This window comes from Williamsia sp. M5A3_1d (assembly GCF_053345315.1).
In genome coordinates, this window is sequence record NZ_JBKEZX010000003.1 from 142,845 (window position 1) to 163,408 (window position 20,564).

Genomic DNA, 20,564 nt, shown 5'->3' on the forward strand with positions numbered 1-20,564 from the left:
CGAGGCGTCAGCGCGGGATGTTCATCGACACCAGCGTCGCGGTGTCGGCGTCGAGGCCGATCCGCTCCCACGGGGCCGAGATCCGCAGCACCGCGTAGGCCGACGTCGGGAACCCGTCGATGTCGGCCGACGGGTCGAGGGCCACGGCGGTGGCGGGCATCCCGGGTTCGTGGCCCACCACCAACACCGTCTCGGCGTCGGCGGGCACGTGATCGCGGATCGCGGCGAGAACGTGCTCGGGCATGCCGCCGTAGACGTCGTCGACGAAATCGACCGAGGCGGCGTCGACCCCGGTGCACTGCAGGGTCTGCCGCGTGCGGGTCGCGGTCGAGCAGACGACGGCGTCGACGTGCAGCCCGTCGCGGGAGAACCATTCACCGGCCAGCGTCGCCTGCGCGATGCCCCGCTCGGCCAACGGACGTTCGTGGTCGCCGACGCCCTCGGGGTATCCCGACTTGCCGTGCCGCATGAGGATCAGGGTGCGCGTCATGCGGTGCGCGATCGCGAGGGCCGGGCGACGACAGGTGCCTCGCGCAGCAGCCGCGCGGTGTGGCGCCACGCCGACGCCTCCTGCTCACACGCCCGGGCGTGCTCCTCGTCGCCGCGATCGTGCGCGGCCGCTGCGGCCTCGCGCAGTTCCAGGTCCTCGTCGAGGCTGAGTTCGACCAGCTCCTCGCGGGCGCGGGCGTCGGTGCACGCCCGCTCGATCTGCGCACGCGACAGTGTCAGGAGCTGTTCCAGCTCGCGTTCGATGTCGCTCGTCGTCTCCGGTGATGACACCACTCGACGGTAGATCCGATGACCGACATCGACGCGGCACCGGAGGCGGCGTGGCGCGAAGAAGTACCGACGAAGACGGTGATGCGCTGGTGGCGAGGTGTTACGTTCCGCAAATGAGAACACGTTCTAGCTCAGTTGTCGTGCGCATCGTCGTCGGCCTGATGGTCGCGGCCGGAGTGCTGGCCACCACGGCGGCGCCGGCCGCCGCCGCACCACTGCCCGTGTCGTACAACTTCTTCTCCGGCATCCCCTACGCGCTGACCGATCCCGGGGGTTCGCTACCCGGGTCGAACGACTTCCGGTGCCGCCCGACCGCCGACCACCCGAACCCGGTGGTGCTCGTCCACGGGACGGGTGGCGGCAGCATGACCAACTGGGGCACCTATGTCCCGCTGCTGCGCAACGAGGGCTACTGCGTGTTCGCCCTCACCTACGGCGCCGTCACGTCGATCCCACCCTTCGACCAGGTCGGCGGGATGGGACGGATCGAGACCAGCGCCGCGCAACTGCGCACCTTCGTCGACCGTGTGCGACAGGCCACTGGGGCGGCCAAGGTCGACCTCGTCGGACACTCCCAGGGCACCCTCATGCCGACCTGGTTCGTGAAGTACCTCGGCGGTGCATCGTCGGTGGCCCGCTACGTCTCGATCGCGCCGCTGTGGAACGGGACGGGCGGATCGGCGGCCGCACAATCGGGTGCCTTCATGCGCCGTCTGGGCCTCACCGAGACCGGCTTGCCGGTGTGCGCCGCATGCGGTCAGATGCAGTCCGGCTCGCCGCTGCTCGGGAAGATCGACGCCGGCGGCGGACCCTACGTGCCGGGTATCGCCTACACGAACATCTCCACGAGATACGACGAGGCCGTCATCCCCTACACCTCCGGACAGGTCGCCGGCCGGCCCGGTGACGACGTCACCAACATCGTTGTGCAGAACGGTTGTTCGATCGATCACAGCGACCATGTCGCGGTCGCCGCGTCGCGTCGGGCGGCGACCTACGTGCTCAACGCACTCGATCCCGCACACCCGAGACCGGTGCCGTGCCTGCCCGTCGCGCCCATCGTCGGGTGATCGGCAACACACCCGTCGAGGGCGCTCGATAAGACTTCGTTGAGAATCCGCGCCCGGGGCGCCGAGGAGGCCGCGGCAACCCGTAGCGGCCAGTAGCGTGGGCGCGATGCACCTGTTCCTGCCCGCGACGCTCGCCGTGTTGTCGGCGCTGCTGGTCGCGTCGGGAACCCTGGTGCGGCAGCGGTCGTCGACACCGACCGGCGGCATCACCCGACGCTGGTGGCTGGGCGTGGTGATCGCCGCGGGCGGGTTCGCGCTGCAGGCCGTCGCCCTGGGACTGGGGACGCTGCTCCTGGTACAGCCGCTCATCGTGTTGTCGGTGCTGTTCGCGCTGCCGATGGAGGCCTACCTCGACCACCGGCGGCTCACCTTCCAGGAGTGGAAGTGGGGCATCGTCCTCACCCTCTGCATCGCCGCGTTCGTGTTGATCGCGATGCCCACCCCGTCGGAGTCCTCACCCGGCCCGTGGGTGTTCGTCGGCACCGTCGTGGCGGTCCTCGTCGTGCTCGCCGGGCTGGTGGTGGGCGCGAAATTCGTGTCGCTGCACTACCGGGCGTTGCTGTTCGGATCGGCGTCGGGTCTGCTCACCGGTGTGCAGTCGTTCCTCGTCAAGGGTGTGGTGACCCAGATGGGCGACGGGCTCCTCACCATCTTCGCCCACCCCGAGCTGTACCTGATCATCGTCGTCGCAGGCGGCTCGGTGTGGGCGCAGCAGCTGGCCTTCGCCGCTCACGACCTGCAGACCTCGTTCCCCGCGATGACCGTGATGGAACCCGCGGTGGCGATGGCGCTCGGCGTCCTGCTGCTCGGGGAGCGCGCCGATGTCGACGTCGTCGAGGGCGTCTTCGCCGGTGGTGTGTTGATCCTCATGTTCTATGCGGTGGTGGTGCTGGCCAAGCACGCCGCAGCTCGGGAAACGGAGTTCGAATCGCCTCCGGAACTGGTGTCCGCGGGTCCCACCGGCGTTTCCCTGGGTGGCACATCCCGGGCCGGCCACTAACCTCGAAGACGTGCACACCTGGCTCCCGGCGCTGCTGGCGGTCGGCGCGGCAGCGCTGATCGCGGCGGGAACCGTGCTGCGCCAGCGCGCCTCGTGTGAGGGTGGCGCCATCTCCGTCCTGTGGTGTCTGGGCGCGGGCATCGCGCTCGGCGGGTTCGCCCTGCAGGCGGCGGCGCTGGGCCTCGGATCGATCCTGCTGGTGCAGCCGCTCGTGGTCCTCGCGGTGCTGTTCGCGCTACCCCTCGAGGCGTGGCTCGACCACCGGCATCCCAGCCGCTACGAGTGGGCGTGGGGTGGCGTGCTCGTCGCGTGCGTCGGCATCTTCCTGCTCGTCGCCGACCCCCGCGAGGTCGACCGCCGGCCCGACCACGCGCTCATCGTCGCCACGATCGCCGCCATCATCGCGCTGCTGATCGTGCTGGTCGTGGTGGCCGAGCGGTCCAGCGACCACAATCGTGCGCTGTGCTACGGCCTCGTCGCCGGCGCCCTGTTCGGCATCGGCGCCCTGCTCATCAAGACCGTCGTCTACGTGGCGCTGCACGACCCGCTCAACCTCTATGCGCGCCCCGAGGTCTACCTCTTCGTCGTCGTCGCGATCGGCGGTGTCGTCGCCCAGCAGCGCAGCTTCGTCGCGGGTGAACTGCAGACCTCGTTCCCGGCGATGACGGTGATGGAGCCCGCGGTCTCGATGGCGCTGGGCGTCACGCTCCTCGGCGAGGCCGTGGCCGTCGGCTGGTGGCAGACCACCGTTATGGTCCTCGTGCTCGCGATCATGGTCCGCGCGGTCATCACCCTCGCCACCCTCTCGGCGGTCCGCGGTGTCGACACGCCCGCGCCGACGACCCCCCGTGACAGCGAGCTCATCGCGTAGCAGGCTGGGTCGATGACCGACACCTACGACGTCATCGTCATCGGCGGCGGACCCGCCGGTGAGGTGGCCGCCCAGTTCGCCATCGCCGGATCCGACCGCACCGCCGCCATCGTGGAGGCCGACCTCCTCGGCGGCGAGTGCTCCTACTGGGCGTGCATGCCGAGCAAGGCACTGCTGCGGCCCGTCGAGGTGACCACCGCCGGCCGGCACCTCGACGGCGTCACGGTCGGCGAACTCGACACCGCCGCGCTGCTCGCCCGCCGAGACACCTGGGTGAGCGGCTACGACGACTCCGGGCAGCGGTCCTGGGCGCAGGGCATCGGCATCGACGTCATCTCCGGTCGCGGCGCGCTGGCCGGTGACCGCACCGTGCGGGTCACGACCGCCGACGGCGAACGCACCCTCACCGCACGCCAGGCCGTGGTGCTGGCGACGGGGAGCACCGCGAGCATCCCCGGCGTGTTCGCCGACCTGCACCCCTGGACCTCGAGGGACGCGACAGGCGTCCGCGAGGTGCCCGAGTCGCTGATCGTGATCGGCGGCGGTGTCGTGGCCTGCGAGGCGGCGACGTGGATGAACGCGCTGGGCACCTCGGTGACGATGCTTGTGCGCGGACAGGTGCTCGGCGCCCTCGACGACGTCGTCGGTGAGGCGGTGATCGAGGGTCTGCGCGCGGCGGGTGTCGAGGTGCGTGCCGGTGTCGCGATCTCCGATCCGCGTCGCGACGGCGTGACCCCCGACGCCGGGGTGGGGGTGTCCCATGGCGGTCCGGTCACCGTCGCCGTCGACGGTGAGGATCTCACCGCCGCGGAGATCCTCGTCGCCGCGGGTCGGCGGCCCGCCACCGTCGGACTCGGCCTCGACTCCGTCGGCATCGACGACCCGTCGGTCCTGTCCGGGGTCCATCCCGGTGGACACGACTGGCTGTACGCGGTCGGTGACGTGTCGTTCGGACCGATGCTGACCCACTGGGGCAAGTACCAGGCCCGGGTCGTCGGTGCGCGCATCGCCGCCCGCGCGGAGGGCCGCACGCCACCGCCGGTCCGCGACGACGTGCCGGTGCCGCAGGCGGTTTTCACCGATCCGCAGGTCGGCAGCACCGGGCTCACCGCCCGCGACGCGCGCGAGCGTGGACGGTCGGTGACCGTGGTGGGTCAGCCCATCACGGCGGCGTCGGGCATCGGGTTGATGCGCGACGACGCGACCGGTATCGCGCAGATCGTCGTCGACGACGAGACCCGCACGCTCGTGGGCGCCACCTTCGTGGGTCCCGAGGCCGGTGAGCTCATCCACGCGGCGACGGTGGCCATCGTCGGCAAGGTGACCGTCGACGATCTCTGGCACGCCGTCCCGTCGTATCCGACGGGCAGCGAGATCTGGCTTCGACTGTTGGAGAAGTACTTCGGGTTTTAGGGCCCGTCAGAACATGGTGCCCGGGTTCATGAGGTGGTCGGGGTCGAGGGCGTCCTTGATGCGGCGGCTGATGTCCATCACGTCGTCGCCGACCTGATCGGGCAACCACGGCTTCTTCAACCGGCCGACGCCGTGCTCGCCGGTGATGGTGCCGCCGAGCCCGATCGCGAGGTCCATGACCTCCCCGAAGGCGACCTGCGCGCGGGCGGCCTGGTCGGTGTCGGCGGGGTCGAACACGATGAGCGGGTGGGTGTTCCCGTCGCCGGCGTGGGCGATCACCGAGATCATCACCTCACGTTGCTCGGCGATGGCCGCGATGCCGTCGACGAGGTCGGGCAGCTTCGGTAGCGGCACGCCGACGTCCTCGAGCAGAAGTGATCCGAGTTTCTCCACCGCGGGGATGGCCATCCGCCGGGCCACGGTGAACGCCTCACCCTCCTCGGCGTCATCGGTCGCGAACACCTCAGAGGCGTTGTTGGCCTCGAATGCTGCTGTGATGACCGCGATCTCCTCGGCGGCCGCGGCGCCGGGGGAGTCGCTCTGGGCGACGAGCATCGCGCCCGCCGACCGGTCGAGACCCATCTTGAGGTGGTCTTCCACGGCGTTGATGGCGACCGAGTCCATGAACTCGAGCATCGCCGGACGGATCCGGTCGGTGATCGCCAGCACCGCCTCGGTCGCGTCGTGGACGCTGGCGAAGCTGCCGACCACCGTCGAGGCCGCCGGTTGTGGCGGCAGCAGTCGCAGGGTGACCTCGGTGATGATGCCGAGGGTGCCCTCGCTGCCGACGAACAGCTTCGTCAACGACAGGCCCGCAGAGTCCTTGAGGCGTGGGCCGCCGAGCCGTACGGCACGGCCGTCGGCCAGGACCACCTGCATGCCGAGCACGTAGTCGGTCGTGACGCCGTACTTCACGCAGCACAGCCCGCCGGCGTTCGTGGCCGCGTTGCCGCCGATCGAGCAGATCTCGAACGACGACGGATCCGGCGGATACCACAGTCCGTGTTGTGCGGCAGCGGCTTTGACCTCGGCGTTGAGGAGTCCGGGCTGCACCACGGCCACCCGCATCACGGGGTCGATCTCGATGGCGCGCATCCGTTCGGTGGAGATCGTGATCGCTCCGTTGACACCGCCCGACCCGCCCGACAACCCGGTCCCCGCGCCGCGCGGCACGATGGCGACACGATTCGCCGCGCACCAGCGCACCGCCGCGACGACGTGGTCGGTCGACTCCGCGCGCACCACTGCCAGCGGGATCGAGGCGTCGGGGTCGAGCGCGCGGTCCTGCCGGTACCCGCCGCAGATGTCGGGATCGGTGACGACCATCCCGTCGGGGAGCTCCGCGATGAGGTCGTCGAGGGCGAGTGTGCGCGTCATGAGCCCACGCTATCGACCCGCGAGGACGCGGGTTCGCGGAATTCGACGAGCGATCCGTCGCCGCCCCCGCTCGATTCGAGCCCCCCGCTCTCGAGCTTTCGCAGTTCCACGCGACGGATCTTGCCGCTGATGGTCTTCGGCAGATCGGCGAAGGTGATGCGGCGAATCCGCTTGTAGCCGGCGAGCTGGGCACGGCTGTGGTCGAAGATCGCGTTGGCCGTCTCCTCGGTCGGTTCGTGGCCCGGTGCCAGCACGATGTAGGCCTTCGGCACCGACAGGCGTAGCTCGTCGGGGGCGGGGACCACCGCGGCCTCGGCGACGGCATCGTGTTCGAGCAGAACCGATTCCAGCTCGAACGGGCTGATCCGGTAGTCGCTGGACTTGAAGACGTCGTCGGTGCGGCCGACGTAGGTGATGTAGCCGTCGGAGTCGCGGCTCCCGACGTCGCCGGAGTGGTAGTAGCCGCCGGCCATCGCCGTGGCGGTGCGTTCCGGGTCGCCGTGGTAGCCGACCATGAGACCGAGCGGCCGGTGTGCGAGGTCGATGCAGATCTCGCCCTCGTCGACGTCCGGTGTCCCGGTCGCGGGGTCGACGAGGGTGATGCGGTAGCCCGGACAGGGTCGACCCATCGACCCGTCCTTGAGTGGCTGTCCCGGCGAGTTCGCGATCTGCACCGTGGTCTCGGTCTGCCCGAAGCCGTCGCGGATCGTGACTCCCCACGCGCGGCGCACACGGTCGATGACCTCGGGGTTGAGCGGTTCGCCGGCGCCGACCGCCACGCGCGGCGGGGTGGTGAGGTGTGCGAGATCGGACTGGATCAGCATGCGCCACACCGTCGGCGGCGCGCAGAAACTCGTGACCGCGCAGCGCTGCATCTGATCCATCAGCGCTTTCGCGTCGAATCGCGCGTAGTTGTAGATGAACACGCACGCCTGGGCGTTCCAGGGCGCGAACACGTTCGACCATGCATGCTTCGCCCAGCCGGGGGAACTGACGTTGAGGTGGATGTCGCCGGGGCGCAGACCGATCCAGTACATCGTCGACAGGTGGCCCACCGGATACGAGACGTGGGTGTGCTCCACCAGCTTCGGCTTCGAGGTGGTGCCGGAGGTGAAGTAGAGCAGCAGTGTGTCGTCGGCGTGGGTGGTGTGGCTCGGCGTGAACTCGGCGGGCGCGTCGGCGGCGTCGGCGTAGGAGATCCAGCCGTCGACGGGGTCACCGACCGCGATCCGGGTGTGCCGTGCGCCGACGGCGTCGAAGGTGGCGGCCAGTTCGCTGCGCGCGATCACGTGGGCGACGCCGCCCCGGTCGATGCGGTCGGCGATGTCGGACTCGGAGAGCAACGTGGTCGCGGGGATCACGACGGCGCCGATCTTCATCGCCGCCAGCATCACCTCCCACAGCTCGACCTGGTTGGCCAGCATCAGCAGGATGCGGTCGCCGGCCGCGACGCCGAGACCATCGAGCCATCCCGCCACCCGTGTTGATCGGGTGCTCATGTCGGCGAAGCTGTGGATCGACTCGCTGCCGTCCTCCTCGACGATCCACAGCGCCGGCGCCTCGTTCGGCGACCCGTCGGCGTTCCGGGCGATCGCGTCGAACCAGTCGATCGCCCAGTTCCATTCGTCGAACTGCGGCCACCGGAATTCCGCGACCGCGGTCTCGTAGTCGTCGGCGTGGCGCACCAAAAGGTCGCGCGCGGATCGGAACGTCTCGGTTCTGGACTCCTGCGGACGGGACACGGGCCACCTCTCAGCCGGACTCCCCGCCGGGTTGGACACCTGGCGGGCAAACACTAGGATATGCAAGTATACCGTGATCGGGGACACACCCCGGGCACTCTCACCACATCGAGTCGGAGACACACCATGACCTCAGAGATCCCGCACTTCGTCGACGGTGCGCGCCGACCGGGCACGTCCGGCCGGAGTGCCGATGTGATGAACCCGTCGACCGGTGCCGTGCAGGCCACGGTCCCGCTCGCCTCGGTCGACGAGGTGAACGAGGTCGTCGCGTCGTCGGTGGCCGCGCAGCGGGTGTGGGCGGCGTGGAACCCGCAGAAGCGCGCGCGGGTCATGATGCGTTTCGTCGACCTGGTGAACCAGAACGCCGACGAGCTCGCCGAGCTGCTGTCGATCGAGCATGGCAAGACCATCGCCGATGCGCACGGTGACATCCAGCGTGGTGTCGAGGTCATCGAGTTCGCCATCGGCATCCCGCATCTGCTCAAGGGCGAGTTCACCGAGGGTGCGGGCACCGGCATCGACGTGCACTCGGTGCGCCAGCCGCTCGGTGTCGTCGCGGGCATCACGCCGTTCAACTTCCCGGCGATGATCCCGCTGTGGAAGGCCGGCCCGGCGCTCGCGTGCGGCAACGCGTTCATCCTCAAGCCGAGCGAACGTGACCCCTCGGTGCCGCTGCGGCTGGCCGAGTTGTTCCTCGAAGCGGGTCTCCCGGCCGGCGTGTTCCAGGTGGTGCACGGTGACAAGGTCGCGGTGGATGCACTGCTCACTCACCCGGATGTCCAGGCGCTGGGCTTCGTCGGATCGTCGGACATCGCGCAGTACATCTACTCCACCGCCGCGGCGAACGGTAAGCGGTCGCAGTGCTTCGGTGGCGCCAAGAACCACATGATCATCCTTCCCGACGCCGACCTCGACCAGGCTGTCGACGCGTTGATCGGCGCCGGTTACGGCAGCGCGGGCGAGCGCTGCATGGCGATCAGCGTCGCGGTCCCGGTCGGCGAGGAGACCGCGAACCGTCTGCGGGACAGGCTCGTCGAGCGTGTGACGGCCCTGCGCGTCGGACACAGCCATGACCCCAAGGCCGACTACGGACCACTGGTGAGTGCCGCGGCGCTCGAGCGGGTGCGCGACTACATCGGTCAGGGTGTCGATGCCGGCGCCGACCTCGTCGTCGACGGCCGTGATCGCGCCAGCGACGATCTCACCTACGGTGATGCGGCGCTCGAGGGCGGCTACTTCATCGGACCCACCCTGTTCGACCACGTGTCGAAGGAGATGTCGATCTACACCGACGAGATCTTCGGCCCGGTGCTCTGCATCGTTCGCGCGGGCGACTACGAGGAGGCGCTGGCGTTGGCGTCGGATCACCAATACGGCAACGGTGTTGCGATCTTCACCCAGGACGGCGACGCCGCGCGGGACTTCTGTGCGCGGGTCCAGGTCGGCATGGTCGGTGTGAACGTGCCGATCCCGGTTCCCGTGGCCTACCACACCTTCGGAGGCTGGAAGCGATCCGGTTTCGGTGACCTCAACCAGCACGGGCCCGCGGCGATCCAGTTCTACACCAAGGTGAAGACGATCACGACGCGGTGGCCGTCGGGTATCAAGGACGGGGCCGAGTTCGTCATCCCCACGATGCAGTGAGTGTCCTCGACTCGGCGCTGTCGGCCGACGACCGCGTCATCACCGACACCGCCGCGGCCTTCGCCGCCAAACGGATCGCCCCGCACGCACTCGACTGGGACACCGAGAAGCACTTCCCGGCAGACGAACTGCGTGAGGCAGCGGCGTTGGGGATGGCGGCGATCTACTGTTCCGAGGAGTTCGGCGGCAGCGGGCTCACCCGCCTCGACGGAGTGCGCATCTTCACCGAGCTCGCCGCCGCCGACCCGACGACCGCAGCGTTCCTGTCGATCCACAACATGGCGACCTGGATGGTCGACAGTTACGGGACGGCCGAGCAGCGGGCGCACTGGGTTCCGCGGATGGCGAGCATGGAGGCCATCGCGAGCTACTGCCTCACCGAGCCCTCCGCGGGGTCCGATGCGGCGGCGCTGCGGACCCGTGCCGACCGTGACGGCGACGACTTCGTGCTCAACGGGGTCAAGCAGTTCATCTCCGGCGCCGGCACATCCGATGTGTACATCGTGATGGCGCGTACCGGAGGCGACGGGCCGAAAGGCATCTCCACCTTCCTCGTCGAGAACGGCACGCCCGGGCTGTCGTTCGGCGCGCAGGAGAAGAAAATGGGGTGGCACGCCCAGCCGACCGCCGCGGTCGTGTTCGACGATGTCCGTATCCCCGCGACGAACATGGTCGGTGGCGAGGCCGGTGAGGGAACGGGCTTCGGTATCGCGATGAACGGACTCAACGGCGGGCGCATCAACATCGCGGCCTGCTCGCTCGGCGGAGCACAGGATGCGATGGCCCGCACGCGGCGGTACCTGCGGGAGCGGGAGGCCTTCGGTGGCAGTCTCATCGACGAACCCACCATCCGTTTCGCCCTGGCCGACATGGCGATCGACCTCGAGGCGTCGCGACTGATGCTGTGGAACGCGGCGGCCGCCCTCGACGCCGATCACCCCGACAAGGTGACGATCTGCGCGATGGCCAAGCGTTTCGTCACCGAACGGTGTTTCGCCGTCGCCGACCAGGCCCTGCAGCTACACGGCGGGTACGGGTACCTGCACGACTACGGGCTGGAGAAGATCGTCCGCGACCTGCGGGTGAACCGAATCCTCGAGGGCACCAACGAGATCATGCGCATGGTCGTCGGCCGTGCCATCGCCAAGGAGACATCATGACCACCATCGCGTTTCTGGGCCTGGGCAACATGGGCGGACCCATGGCCGCCAATCTCGTTGCCGCCGGGCACACCGTCGCGGGGTTCGATCCGGTGCCCGCCGCCGCGGCCGCTGCCGCCGAGAACGGGGTCCTCGTCGCCGAGACCGCCGTCCAGGCCGTCGAACGGGCCGCGGTCGTCATCACGATGCTGCCGAGCGGCGCACTGGTCCGGTCGGCGTATGCCGAGGTACTCCCCGTCGCCCAGGACGGAGCGGTCTTCATCGACAGCTCCACCATCTCCGTCGATGACGCACGCGACATGCACACCCTCGCTGCGGAATTCGGCTTCGCCCAGGTCGACGCCCCGGTCTCCGGCGGGGTGAAGGGTGCGACCGCCGGGACCCTGGCCTTCATGGTCGGCGGGAACGACGACGCCTACGCCGCCGCCGCACCCGTTCTCGAACCCATGGCGGGCAAGGTCATCCACTGCGGTGGACCGGGAAGCGGCCAGGCGGCGAAGGTGTGCAACAACATGGTGCTCGCAGTGCAACAGATCGTCGTCGGCGAGGCCTTCGTTCTCGCCGAGAAACTCGGCCTGTCGGCGGACTCGCTGTTCGACGTCATCACCGGCGCCACCGGCAACTGCTGGTCGGTGCACACCAACTGTCCCGTTCCCGGCCCGGTACCGACATCGCCCGCCAACAACGACTTCCGACCGGGCTTCGCGACCGCGCTCATGCACAAAGACCTCGGCCTGGCCATGGACGCGGTCACCTCGACCGGCGCCACCGCACCCCTGGGAACCCACGCCGCCGAGATCTACGCCGCGTTCGCGGAGAGCAACGGCGCCAAGGACTTCAGCGCCATCATCGAGACCCTGCGCTGACCCACCGGAGAGCGACCTGATCGTCGGGTTTCACACTGTGGAGTTGTCAAGGTTCGTGCCGCTCCCGATACCGGGGGCGTTGGTTCTATGACGGCGCTATGCGGCGATCGGTTCCGCGAGTGCCAATGTTCTTCTGTTGTAGGCCGGTAGAGGTACGCGGCGTGGGTCGATGGTTGCTGGTGGGATGAGCCAGGGGTGTCGGTCGTGGCCCATGACGATGTCCCAGCCGGTGGTGTGGACCGCGACGTGACAGGACCGGCAGAGGAGGCATCCGTTGTCGACGGTGGTCGGTCCGCCGTTGGCGAAGTGGATGATGTGGTGGACGTCGCACCACGACGCCGGGGCACCGCACTTGATGCAGCCCTGGTCGCGGGTGAGGACGACTTTCCTAGCGTTGCCGGTGAACAACCGTTTCTGCGCGGCGACGGAGATGGGTGCTCCGTTGAGGTCAACGCCGATCCCGAGGACTTTCGCATCGCAGGCCAGGAGCTCGGTGGTGAGGTCGGAGATCGGTCCGAGCCAACTCAACCGCGCCGGTTCTGCGTGACCGGCTCCTTCGAGGGGGATGGTCACGATGAGTTCGGTGGATGGTGGTCCCGACAGGGCGTCGGGCGACAGTCCGCGGGTGCCGGCTTCGAGGAGTTGAGCGAAGGCATCAGCTCGTCGGCGCGCGGCGGTCCGTGGGTCGGGGGTGCCGTCAGGTTCAGGTCGAGGTCGGGATGCGGTGTCGAGGGCGGTGTTGAGTCGTTCGCCGGTGGCGACGTCGAGGTCGAATTCGCCCCGTAACCGGCCGTCGTCGGCTTGATTCCACGCCAGCTCATTCAGTGCGGCGTCTTCGGCCACGGGCACGTCCGGCGTTTCGTCGGGGGTGTGGGCGATCGCGGCAGCGCGGGCGTCGTCGAGCAGTTCAGCGGGAGGTGCGCCGGCGACAGCTTTCGCTACCAACCGCCGCTCCAGGCTCGACACCAGATCGGAGTCGAGGGGTTCCCCGGTACGGCGAGCGACGTGATCAACACCACGCGCGACGGCGTCAAGGTGTTCAGCCGACACCGAACCATCGCGGGAATGACGCGCCACCCCCGGCAAAACTTCGCGGGCACGCCCGAGGCGGATCAATCGTGACGCCACCGCAGGCGCGACTCCATTGGCACACAACACTTCCCGCAGCGACATCCCCGACCGCCGGGCGACGCCGACACGGTCGGCCTGGGCGGTCAATCGTGCGAGCAGGTCGTCGGCCACCGCCCGCAAGGCCACGACGCCGCGGATGGCGGCGACAATCTCGGCGTCATCGTCGGCGACAACGGTGTCTTGTGTGCGGTGGTCGTCGATGAGTGAGTCGGCCAATGCTGTGAATGATCCCCCGGTCATCCCTCAATCGTACATGCGTTCGGAGAACCGCGCAAGGGCCAATCGGTCGAATCCTGTTGACTCGTAATCGAATAACGCACGGGCGACGCCCCCGATCACCACTCTAGCGTGCGGGTCCGACAGAACATGGCGTCAAAGACGCCGCCATCCACAAGCACGACAGCGGGGCCCGGCCACTCGATGCAGATGACTGCCCGCCCGGCGGAGCGCGAGGCACGACGGTTGACTCGAAGACGCAACTGGATCAGAAGTCGCCGGCGGAGCGGCGGAGGGTCTCGATCGCGTCGACGAGGGCGCGCGACTGATCCTCGGGGAGACCGATGTCGGCGAAGACGTCGGTGTTGAGGGTGTTCGTGGCCTCTTCGACCGTGGAGCGGCCGATGTCGGTGATCCGCACCAGGGTGGTCCGACCATCGGTGGGGTGGGGGATGCGCTCCACCAGGCCGGCCGATTCGAGGCGGCGGATCGCGTGGGTGACGCTGGTGACGTGAACCTGCAGCCGCACACTGGCTTTGGTGATGGGTAGCGCACCGTTGCGGCTGAAGGCCAGCAGGCGCAACAGTTCGAAACGGGAGAAGCTCAGGTCGAACGGACGCAGGGCGGCTTCGACGCGGGCGAGGAGGATCTGGTGGGCCCGCATCACCGACGTGACGGCGACCATGCCGTCGGCGACGTCACCCCACCCGGCGTTCGACCAGTTGTCGCGGGCCTTCGCGATCGGGTCGAAGGTGGGGCCGTCGGGGGACATGAGAGTCATTGTCCTCCCGCCGGCGGTCGTCGGTGTCACAACCCCGCATGAGCGGCCGCCTCGCTCAGCACCGCCTCGAGCATCGCCGGGGTGAGTCGACCGGTGAAGGTGTTCTGCTGGCTCACGTGATAGCTGCCGAACAGACGGATGGGGGGCAGGCCGTCGCCGGCGAGGTCGACCCACACGCCGTGACCGAACGTGGGACGCGGCACGGGTATCGCGTACCCGTGTTCACTCAACGCGGTGAGAGCGGCCCGCCATCCGAAGGCGCCGAGCGACATCACCGATCGCACCGTCGGGGCGAGCAGTGTCAGCTCCGACTGCAGCCAGTGCGAACACTCGTCGCGTTCGGCGGGTGTCGGCTTGTTCGCGGGGGGAGCGCAGTGCACCGGTGCGGTGATCCTGGTGCCGCGCAGCGTCAACCCGTCGTCTGCCGACACCGAGGTCGGTTGGTTGGCCAGGCCCACCGCGTGCATCGCCGCAAACAGGACGTCGCCGCTGCGGTCGCCGGTGAACATCCGCCCGGTCCGATTCGCGCCGTGCGCCGCAGGCGCGAGTCCGATGATGAGGAACGCGGCGTCAGCCGGGCCGATGCCCGGCACCGGGCGGCCCCAGTACTCCTCGTCGGCGAACGCGCGTCGCTTCTCGCGGGCGACACGTTCGCGCCACTCGACCAGCCGCGGACACGCCCGGCACTGCGTGATGGCGGCGTCGAGATCGTCGAGATCGAGGAACACGGGCACGCCCTCGACGCTACCGCCGCCGGCGGTGACCGGACCGAACCCGCAGCAAGGTCCTCACGTCGACTGTCGAGACGTCAGCTGACCTCCACGGTCGACGCCCAATCCAGGATCGCGGGATCGTCCAGCGTCGCGAGCACCAGATCGCCGTCCAGGTCCTTTCCGGGCTGCGACGGAACGGTGACCACGAACGCCCGGGCCGCTCTGGCGGCAGCGACTCCCGTCGAGGAATCCTCGAGGGCGACACCCTCGGTGGGGTCGGCCCCCAACCCGTCGAATGCCCTCAGATACAGCTCGGGATGTGGTTTGGGATGTCTCACTTCGTCGGCGGCCACCGAGACCTCGAAGAAGACGTCGAGGCGCGACGCGCGGAGAGCGGCGGTCAGCAGGGAACGAGGACTGTTGGTGGCGACGGCGATCGGGACACGGTCCGCCAGGGTGTCGAGCAGCGTTCGAGCCCCGGGCATCGGTGCGACTCCCTGGGCCAGCTCGGCTTCCACCCGGGCCAGCAGGTCCGCCTCGATGCGGGGACCGTGGTCGGGACGGCCGAAGAAGTGCGCCAGCTCCGCACAAACGGCGGGTACGGACCGCCCGATGAGCATGTCCTTCTCGGCGGGACCGAACCCGTGGCCGTGGTCGGCGAACAACGCCGCCTCGGCCCGTGACCAACAGGTCTCGGTGTCCAGAAGCAGGCCATCGCAGTCGAACACGATCGCACTGACCCGCGGTGGCAATGTCATGGCCGCATCGTAGCGAGACCGATCAGCTGACGAGCTCGACCGCCTCCGGTCCGACGTATGTCGCGCGGGGTCGGATGATCTTGCGGCTCTGTGCCTGCTCGACGACATTGGCGCACCAGCCGACCACCCGGCTCACCGTGAAGGTGGGGGTGAACATGGTCCGTGAAATCCCGCAGCGATCCATCACCACGCCCGCGTAGAACTCGACATTGGCGTACAGCGGCCGGTCGGGGTGCACCCGGGCCAACTCCGACACCACCGCCCGCTCCACCTGGACGGCCAGGTCGACCATGTCGCCACCGAGATCGATCGCGATGTCCCGCAACAACTCCGATCGAGGATCGACCGTTCGGTACACCGCGTGACCGAACCCCATGATCCGGGCGCCCTGCGCGATCTGCGCGCGGGTCCATTCCACGGCCGCATCGGCCCCACCGGCAGCGACGATCTCGTCGAGAGCATCGAGCGCCCGGTCGGGCGCTCCGCCGTGCAGCGGTCCCGAGAACGCGCCGATGGCGCCGCAGACCGCCGATGCGAGATCGGCGCCGGTCGAGGCGATCACCCGCGCGGTGAAGGTCGATGCGTTGAAGCCGTGGTCGACGGTCGCGATCAGATACTGCTCGACAGCCCGTGCGTGTTCGGGGGAGGGCACGTCGCCGGTGACGGCGTACAGCCAGTGGGCGGCGGTGTCGAGATCGGAACGGTCGGACACCGGTTCGTCACCGCTCGAGATGCGGTGCAGAGCAGCGAGAATCGTCGGTGTGACCGCGCAGACCCGTAACGCGTGACGGATGCGGGTGTCGGGATCGGCATCCCACATCGGTGCCATCCCCTCGAGCTGTGCGAGCGACGACAACACGGTGCGAAGACCGATCAGGGGTCGCTGTCCGCCACCGACTGCTGCGACCACCCGGACCACCGACATCAGGTCGTCGCCGATCGCCCGCAGAGATCGCACCTCGTCGACGAAACCGTCGAGTTCCCGCGGCTCCGGCAGGCGCCCGTGGACGAACAGGAACCACACCTCCTCGAAAGTCCGATACCGGGCGAGCGACACGGCGTCGAACTGTCGGTACTGATAGAAACCCTCCTCGCCGTGGACGTCCCCGATCTCGGTGTGTGCCACCGACACATTGGACAGACCCGGCTCGGCGACGATGACGCCCATGACTCCTCGTTTCTCCTCGACTTCCCGACCGTTCTGCCCATACATTCGGCTCAGGACGGCGTCCGGTCAATGTTGATCGGATCAACATCGGGCGAGGAGGTGCGAGCGTGGTCCGACGGCATCCACACCGGTGGCCCACGGCGATGCGACACGACGGCCGTGACTACCTCACCACCGCACAGGTGGCCCGCGCGTTGGGGATCAAACCCGCGTCGGTGTACGCCTACGTCAGTCGCGGGCAGCTCGAGAGCGTGCGCATCGCGGGTATCCGAGGCAGCCTGTTCGCCGTCGGTGAGGTCGAGGCTCTACGCCGCCGCACCCAGAAGCGGCCGCCGGCCGGGGTGGTGGAACGTATCCGCACCGAGATCACCCTGCTCGACGACGACCACCTCTACTACCGGGGGCGCGACGTCACAGAACTCGCGTTCGCCGCCGACTTCGAAGGTGTCGTCGACATGCTGTGGGGTCGCGACGGCGGCGACCGTCGCGGGCCGCGTCGGGGCATCGCCGCACCGACCCTGCCCGGCGCGGGTCGACGGCTCGACGGGATCCGGGTGACGGTCGACCTCATGGGCGCCGCCGACGTTTCCCGCGGCAGCATCGCCGCCGACGACGTGATCGACAAGGCGAGCCATGTCGTGGACGCGGTCGTGGACGCGATGCCGGTGGTGGGTGACGCCGGCACGGGTTCAACGGTGGCGCAACGATTGTGGTGCCGACTGTCTCCGATGGCCCCGACGGCGCCGCGAGTACGGCTGCTCAATGCGGCGCTGATCCTGCTCGCCGATCACGACCTCGCCGCGGGCACCATCGCGGCGCGTGTCGCGGCCAGCGCACGCGGCAGCATCTACGCGGTCATCTCGGCCGGACTGGGTGCGTTCGACGGGCCCCTGCACGGCGGAGCGACCACCCTGGCCTACGAGTTCCTCGTATCGGTTCTCGCCGATCGACAGGGGCCCGAACACGCGGTGGCGGAGTACCTGCGAGGTCATGAGCTCCCGCCCGGGTGCGGTCACGTCGTCTACCGACACCGCGATCCACGAGCCGAGGCGCTGCTGGACGGACTGGGTGCCGATGCCGGTTCGGCTCGCGTCTTGGCGGCGGTGGACGCCATCCGCGCGGGTGTCGCCGGGCGGCCCCGCGGCTTCGTGAACTCCGATCTCGCGCTGGCCGCGTTCACGGTGCGGTACCGGATGGTGCCCGACGCCGCCGAGACGATCTTCGCGATCGCGCGCATCGCGGGCTGGGTCGCCCACGCCATCGAGGAGTACCGCGAACCGCGTCTGCGATTCCGGCCCGAGGGCGTCTACACAGGCGTCCGACCCGCGACGTGACAGGCGTCACCGCGGCGTTAGTCTCGCGTGATGAGCACCGACACCACCGACATCGACGACGGCTATCAGCGCGGCCTCTCGGCCCGCACCGTGCAGATGATCGCCCTCGGCGGCGCCATCGGGACGGGCCTGTTCTACGGCGCCGGCGGCGCGATCGAGGACGCCGGTCCGGCCCTCATCCTGGCCTACCTCGTGGCCGGACTCGCGATCTTCGTCGTCATGCGGGCGCTCGGCGAACTCCTCATCTACCGTCCGGTCGCCGGGTCGATCTCGGAGTACGCCCACGAATTCCTCGGCCGCTACCTGGGTTTCACCAACGGGTGGACCTACTGGGCGGTGTGGACCACCACCTGCATGGCCGAGATCACCGTCGCCGGAAAGTACGTCAACTACTGGTTCCCGTCGATCCCCGTGTGGGTCACCGCGCTCGTCGTCCTCATCGCCCTGTTCGCGGCGAACCTGATCTCGGTCAAGGTGTTCGGTGAGGCCGAGTTCTGGTTCTCGATGATCAAGGTCGCCGCGATCATCGCGATGATCGGCATCGGCACCCTGGTACTGCTGCCCATCGCCGGCGTCGGCCCCGAGACCGGACCCTCGCTCACCAACCTCTACAACGACGGCGGCTTCTTCGCGACCGGTTTCGGATCGGCCCTGTTGAGCCTGCAGATCGTCGTGTTCGCCTACGTGGGAGTCGAACTCGTCGGCGTCACCGCCGGCGAGGCGGCCAACCCGAAGGTGACCCTGCGCAAGGCGATCAACACCCTGCCGTTCCGCATCGGCCTGTTCTACGTCGGTGCGCTCGTGGTCATCCTGTCGGTGCGCGGCTGGCGTGAGTTCTCCGACGGCAACAGCCCGTTCGTCGAGGTGTTCGGCTACATCGGTATCCCCGGTGCCGCGGGCATCGTGAACTTCATCCTGCTCACCGCGGCGTTGTCGTCGTGCAACTCCGGTATCTACTCGACCGGACGCATGCTGCGCAGCCTGTCCCAACGTGGCGAGGCGCCGACGAAGCTGTCGGTGATGTCGAGCCGCCAGGTACCGATCGGCGGCATCGTCCTCTCGGCCGGGGTGATGGTGATCGGCGTGATCGTGAACATCATCAGCCCCGACCGCGCGTTCGCCTACATCACGTCGGTCTCCACCGTCGGCATCATCTTCGTGTGGAGCTCGATCCTGATCAGCCACATGGTCTATCGCTCGAGGGTGGCCGCGGGAACGGTCGAGGCGTCGGACTATCGCCTGCCCTGGGCGCCGATCAGCACCGTGATCGCGTTGGCGTTCTTCGCCATGGTGGTCGTGCTGCTGTTCTTCAGCGACTCCGGTCGCATCGCGGTCGTCGTCGGCGCCATCTGGTTCGCCGGGGTCACCGTGGGATACGTGATCTCCACGCGTCGAAGCGCTCGCACCGCGGCGTGAACGTTCTGCGGGCGGAGGGCCGTATGTGGCGGTCGTTGTTCGGTTGGGCGCGCACGGATCGACCGGATGGCGTGCGCACGTTCGGATACGGACGGCAGGTGCGGCCGCTGCTTCTCGCCGTCGCCGCCCTGGCGATCGTCGAGGGTGTCGTCATCGACGTCCTGATCGGCCTGTTCACCTCGTCGGCGACAGCGGCGATCATGGCCGCGGCCATCCATGTGTACGCACTCTGCTGGTTGCTCGGCATCCTCGCCTCGCTGCGCACAAGACCCCACGTGATCGGCGAGGGTCGACTCGTGTTGCGCAACAGCGTCTTCGCTGGTCTCGACGTCCCGGCATCGGCTATCGAGACGGTCGACGTGTGCCGTGTCGACGGTTCCGGGTTCTCCGGTGTCGAGGTCGATGAGGCGTCGCGGAGCGCGACCCTTCGCCAGGGCGACGCGACGGTGCGTCTACACCTGCGGTGCTTCGAGATAATCGGTGTGGCAGTCGATCACCTGGACGTGACCGCCGACGACCCCGCGGCCTTCGTGCGGGCTGTGCGGCGCGAGCTCACGCGGTGACCTGACGCCCGCCCCATCAGGCCGGGTGCGTCGCGCGTGTCTCCGACGATCGGGCCCGGGTCATCGTTCCGATGTCGTCGAGAAGCGTCGTCATCATCTCGACGTACCCGGAGTGCTCGGGTCCGAGGCCGGTCAGCGCACCGGCGCGCGCCCGCGCGGCGTCGAGGTGATCGGCTGCGGCATCGAACGATCCGAGCCGACGGAGATTGTCGGCGATGTTCAGGTGCAGCGACGGATAGAACGCCGCCACCTGCAGGCTCATGTGATGCTCCTGCGCCCGTGAGTCGTCGAGGACGTCGGCGGCGTCGAGGGCGCGCACATCCCACATGAGCGCCTGCGCCGGATCGTCGACCATGTCGGCGAGGTGGTGGGCGAGTACGCAGCGGTGGAACGGGTCCCCGCCCGGGGTGATCTCCGACCAGAGCTCGACGAGGGTGTAGCGGTGGCGGGTGTCGCCGTCGAGGCGATGCGCCCCGACCGCGGCGATGATCCGGTCCATGATCGGGTCGTTCTGCGCTGTAGGTGTGGTCATCGCGCCATCCTGGCAGTCGGGTCGGA

The 20,564-nt window shown here is 68.8% G+C and carries 20 protein-coding genes; 10 read left to right on the top strand and 10 right to left on the bottom strand.

Annotated features, from left to right (window positions below; genetic code table 11):
* Positions 1 to 7 precede the first annotated feature (7 nt).
* Positions 8 to 490, bottom strand: a complete 483-nt coding sequence (locus ACLBW1_RS13095) for a SixA phosphatase family protein (protein WP_447812282.1) — start codon at positions 488 to 490, stop codon at positions 8 to 10.
* On the bottom strand, positions 487 to 780 hold the full coding sequence (locus tag ACLBW1_RS13100; protein WP_447812283.1) for a hypothetical protein: 294 nt from the start codon (positions 778 to 780) through the stop codon (positions 487 to 489). The genes ACLBW1_RS13095 and ACLBW1_RS13100 overlap by 4 nt, the downstream gene beginning before the upstream one ends.
* Before the next feature lie 113 nt (positions 781 to 893).
* Here ACLBW1_RS13100 and ACLBW1_RS13105 point away from each other — a divergent pair, with 113 nt between their 5' ends.
* The 4 genes from ACLBW1_RS13105 to ACLBW1_RS13120 all read left to right on the top strand — a co-directional run bounded on the left by ACLBW1_RS13105 (position 894) and on the right by ACLBW1_RS13120 (position 5,134).
* On the top strand, positions 894 to 1,850 hold the full coding sequence (locus ACLBW1_RS13105; RefSeq protein ID WP_447812284.1) for an esterase/lipase family protein: 957 nt from the start codon (positions 894 to 896) through the stop codon (positions 1,848 to 1,850).
* Positions 1,851 to 1,956: 106 nt separating this feature from the next.
* Positions 1,957 to 2,850 (top strand): DMT family transporter, encoded by an 894-nt coding sequence (locus ACLBW1_RS13110; RefSeq protein ID WP_447812285.1) that lies wholly within the window; start codon positions 1,957 to 1,959, stop codon positions 2,848 to 2,850.
* A 10-nt stretch (positions 2,851 to 2,860) separates the two neighbouring features.
* The gene (locus ACLBW1_RS13115; RefSeq protein WP_447812286.1) at positions 2,861 to 3,721 is read left to right on the top strand and encodes a DMT family transporter; all 861 of its coding nucleotides are present in this window, start codon (positions 2,861 to 2,863) and stop codon (positions 3,719 to 3,721) included.
* 12 nt (positions 3,722 to 3,733) lie between these two features.
* The gene (locus ACLBW1_RS13120) at positions 3,734 to 5,134 is read left to right on the top strand and encodes a dihydrolipoyl dehydrogenase family protein (protein WP_447812287.1); all 1,401 of its coding nucleotides are present in this window, start codon (positions 3,734 to 3,736) and stop codon (positions 5,132 to 5,134) included.
* A gap of 6 nt (positions 5,135 to 5,140) precedes the next feature.
* On the opposite strand, the gene ACLBW1_RS13125 is transcribed toward ACLBW1_RS13120, so the two are convergent.
* Both ACLBW1_RS13125 and ACLBW1_RS13130 read right to left on the bottom strand, forming a co-directional pair.
* Entirely contained in the window at positions 5,141 to 6,511 is a 1,371-nt protein-coding gene (locus ACLBW1_RS13125; RefSeq protein ID WP_447812288.1) for an FAD-binding oxidoreductase, read from the bottom strand.
* Positions 6,508 to 8,253 carry an AMP-binding protein gene (locus ACLBW1_RS13130; protein WP_447812289.1) on the bottom strand — a complete coding sequence of 582 codons (1,746 nt, stop codon included), beginning with the start codon at positions 8,251 to 8,253 and terminating at the stop codon, positions 6,508 to 6,510. The genes ACLBW1_RS13125 and ACLBW1_RS13130 overlap by 4 nt, the downstream gene beginning before the upstream one ends.
* A 126-nt stretch (positions 8,254 to 8,379) precedes the next feature.
* Between ACLBW1_RS13130 and ACLBW1_RS13135 the strand changes: the two genes are divergently transcribed.
* From ACLBW1_RS13135 to mmsB, 3 genes are read left to right on the top strand one after another with little or no spacing between them, the layout of a single operon-like run.
* The gene (locus tag ACLBW1_RS13135; RefSeq protein WP_447812290.1) at positions 8,380 to 9,900 is read left to right on the top strand and encodes a CoA-acylating methylmalonate-semialdehyde dehydrogenase; all 1,521 of its coding nucleotides are present in this window, start codon (positions 8,380 to 8,382) and stop codon (positions 9,898 to 9,900) included.
* A complete protein-coding gene (locus ACLBW1_RS13140; protein WP_447812291.1) occupies positions 9,897 to 11,060 on the top strand; it encodes an acyl-CoA dehydrogenase family protein in 1,164 nt (387 codons plus the stop codon). The genes ACLBW1_RS13135 and ACLBW1_RS13140 overlap by 4 nt, the downstream gene beginning before the upstream one ends.
* Positions 11,057 to 11,926 carry a 3-hydroxyisobutyrate dehydrogenase gene (gene mmsB / locus ACLBW1_RS13145; RefSeq protein ID WP_447812292.1) on the top strand — a complete coding sequence of 290 codons (870 nt, stop codon included), beginning with the start codon at positions 11,057 to 11,059 and terminating at the stop codon, positions 11,924 to 11,926. The genes ACLBW1_RS13140 and mmsB overlap by 4 nt, the downstream gene beginning before the upstream one ends.
* A 96-nt stretch (positions 11,927 to 12,022) precedes the next feature.
* Here mmsB and ACLBW1_RS13150 read toward each other — a convergent pair whose 3' ends face one another.
* The 5 genes from ACLBW1_RS13150 to ACLBW1_RS13170 all read right to left on the bottom strand — a co-directional run bounded on the left by ACLBW1_RS13150 (position 12,023) and on the right by ACLBW1_RS13170 (position 16,693).
* Positions 12,023 to 13,297: a DUF222 domain-containing protein gene (locus ACLBW1_RS13150; RefSeq protein ID WP_447812293.1), complete on the bottom strand. Its 1,275-nt coding sequence runs from the start codon at positions 13,295 to 13,297 to the stop codon at positions 12,023 to 12,025.
* Between the two features lie 244 nt (positions 13,298 to 13,541).
* Entirely contained in the window at positions 13,542 to 14,045 is a 504-nt protein-coding gene (locus ACLBW1_RS13155) for a MarR family winged helix-turn-helix transcriptional regulator (protein ID WP_447812294.1), read from the bottom strand.
* A gap of 35 nt (positions 14,046 to 14,080) precedes the next feature.
* The gene (locus ACLBW1_RS13160) at positions 14,081 to 14,782 is read right to left on the bottom strand and encodes a uracil-DNA glycosylase (RefSeq protein WP_447812960.1); all 702 of its coding nucleotides are present in this window, start codon (positions 14,780 to 14,782) and stop codon (positions 14,081 to 14,083) included.
* An 80-nt stretch (positions 14,783 to 14,862) separates the two neighbouring features.
* Positions 14,863 to 15,525 carry an HAD family hydrolase gene (locus ACLBW1_RS13165; RefSeq protein WP_447812295.1) on the bottom strand — a complete coding sequence of 221 codons (663 nt, stop codon included), beginning with the start codon at positions 15,523 to 15,525 and terminating at the stop codon, positions 14,863 to 14,865.
* Between the two features lie 22 nt (positions 15,526 to 15,547).
* Positions 15,548 to 16,693 (bottom strand): citrate/2-methylcitrate synthase, encoded by a 1,146-nt coding sequence (locus ACLBW1_RS13170; protein WP_447812296.1) that lies wholly within the window; start codon positions 16,691 to 16,693, stop codon positions 15,548 to 15,550.
* Between the two features lie 107 nt (positions 16,694 to 16,800).
* On the opposite strand from ACLBW1_RS13170, the gene ACLBW1_RS13175 reads away from it, so the two are divergent.
* The 3 genes from ACLBW1_RS13175 to ACLBW1_RS13185 all read left to right on the top strand — a co-directional run bounded on the left by ACLBW1_RS13175 (position 16,801) and on the right by ACLBW1_RS13185 (position 20,006).
* Positions 16,801 to 18,027 carry a citrate/2-methylcitrate synthase gene (locus ACLBW1_RS13175; RefSeq protein WP_447812297.1) on the top strand — a complete coding sequence of 409 codons (1,227 nt, stop codon included), beginning with the start codon at positions 16,801 to 16,803 and terminating at the stop codon, positions 18,025 to 18,027.
* A gap of 30 nt (positions 18,028 to 18,057) precedes the next feature.
* Positions 18,058 to 19,443 carry an amino acid permease gene (locus ACLBW1_RS13180; RefSeq protein WP_447812298.1) on the top strand — a complete coding sequence of 462 codons (1,386 nt, stop codon included), beginning with the start codon at positions 18,058 to 18,060 and terminating at the stop codon, positions 19,441 to 19,443.
* 71 nt (positions 19,444 to 19,514) lie between these two features.
* Positions 19,515 to 20,006 (top strand): hypothetical protein, encoded by a 492-nt coding sequence (locus tag ACLBW1_RS13185; RefSeq protein ID WP_447812299.1) that lies wholly within the window; start codon positions 19,515 to 19,517, stop codon positions 20,004 to 20,006.
* A 16-nt stretch (positions 20,007 to 20,022) separates the two neighbouring features.
* On the opposite strand, the gene ACLBW1_RS13190 is transcribed toward ACLBW1_RS13185, so the two are convergent.
* Positions 20,023 to 20,538 (bottom strand): hypothetical protein, encoded by a 516-nt coding sequence (locus tag ACLBW1_RS13190; RefSeq protein WP_447812300.1) that lies wholly within the window; start codon positions 20,536 to 20,538, stop codon positions 20,023 to 20,025.
* Positions 20,539 to 20,564 lie beyond the last annotated feature (26 nt).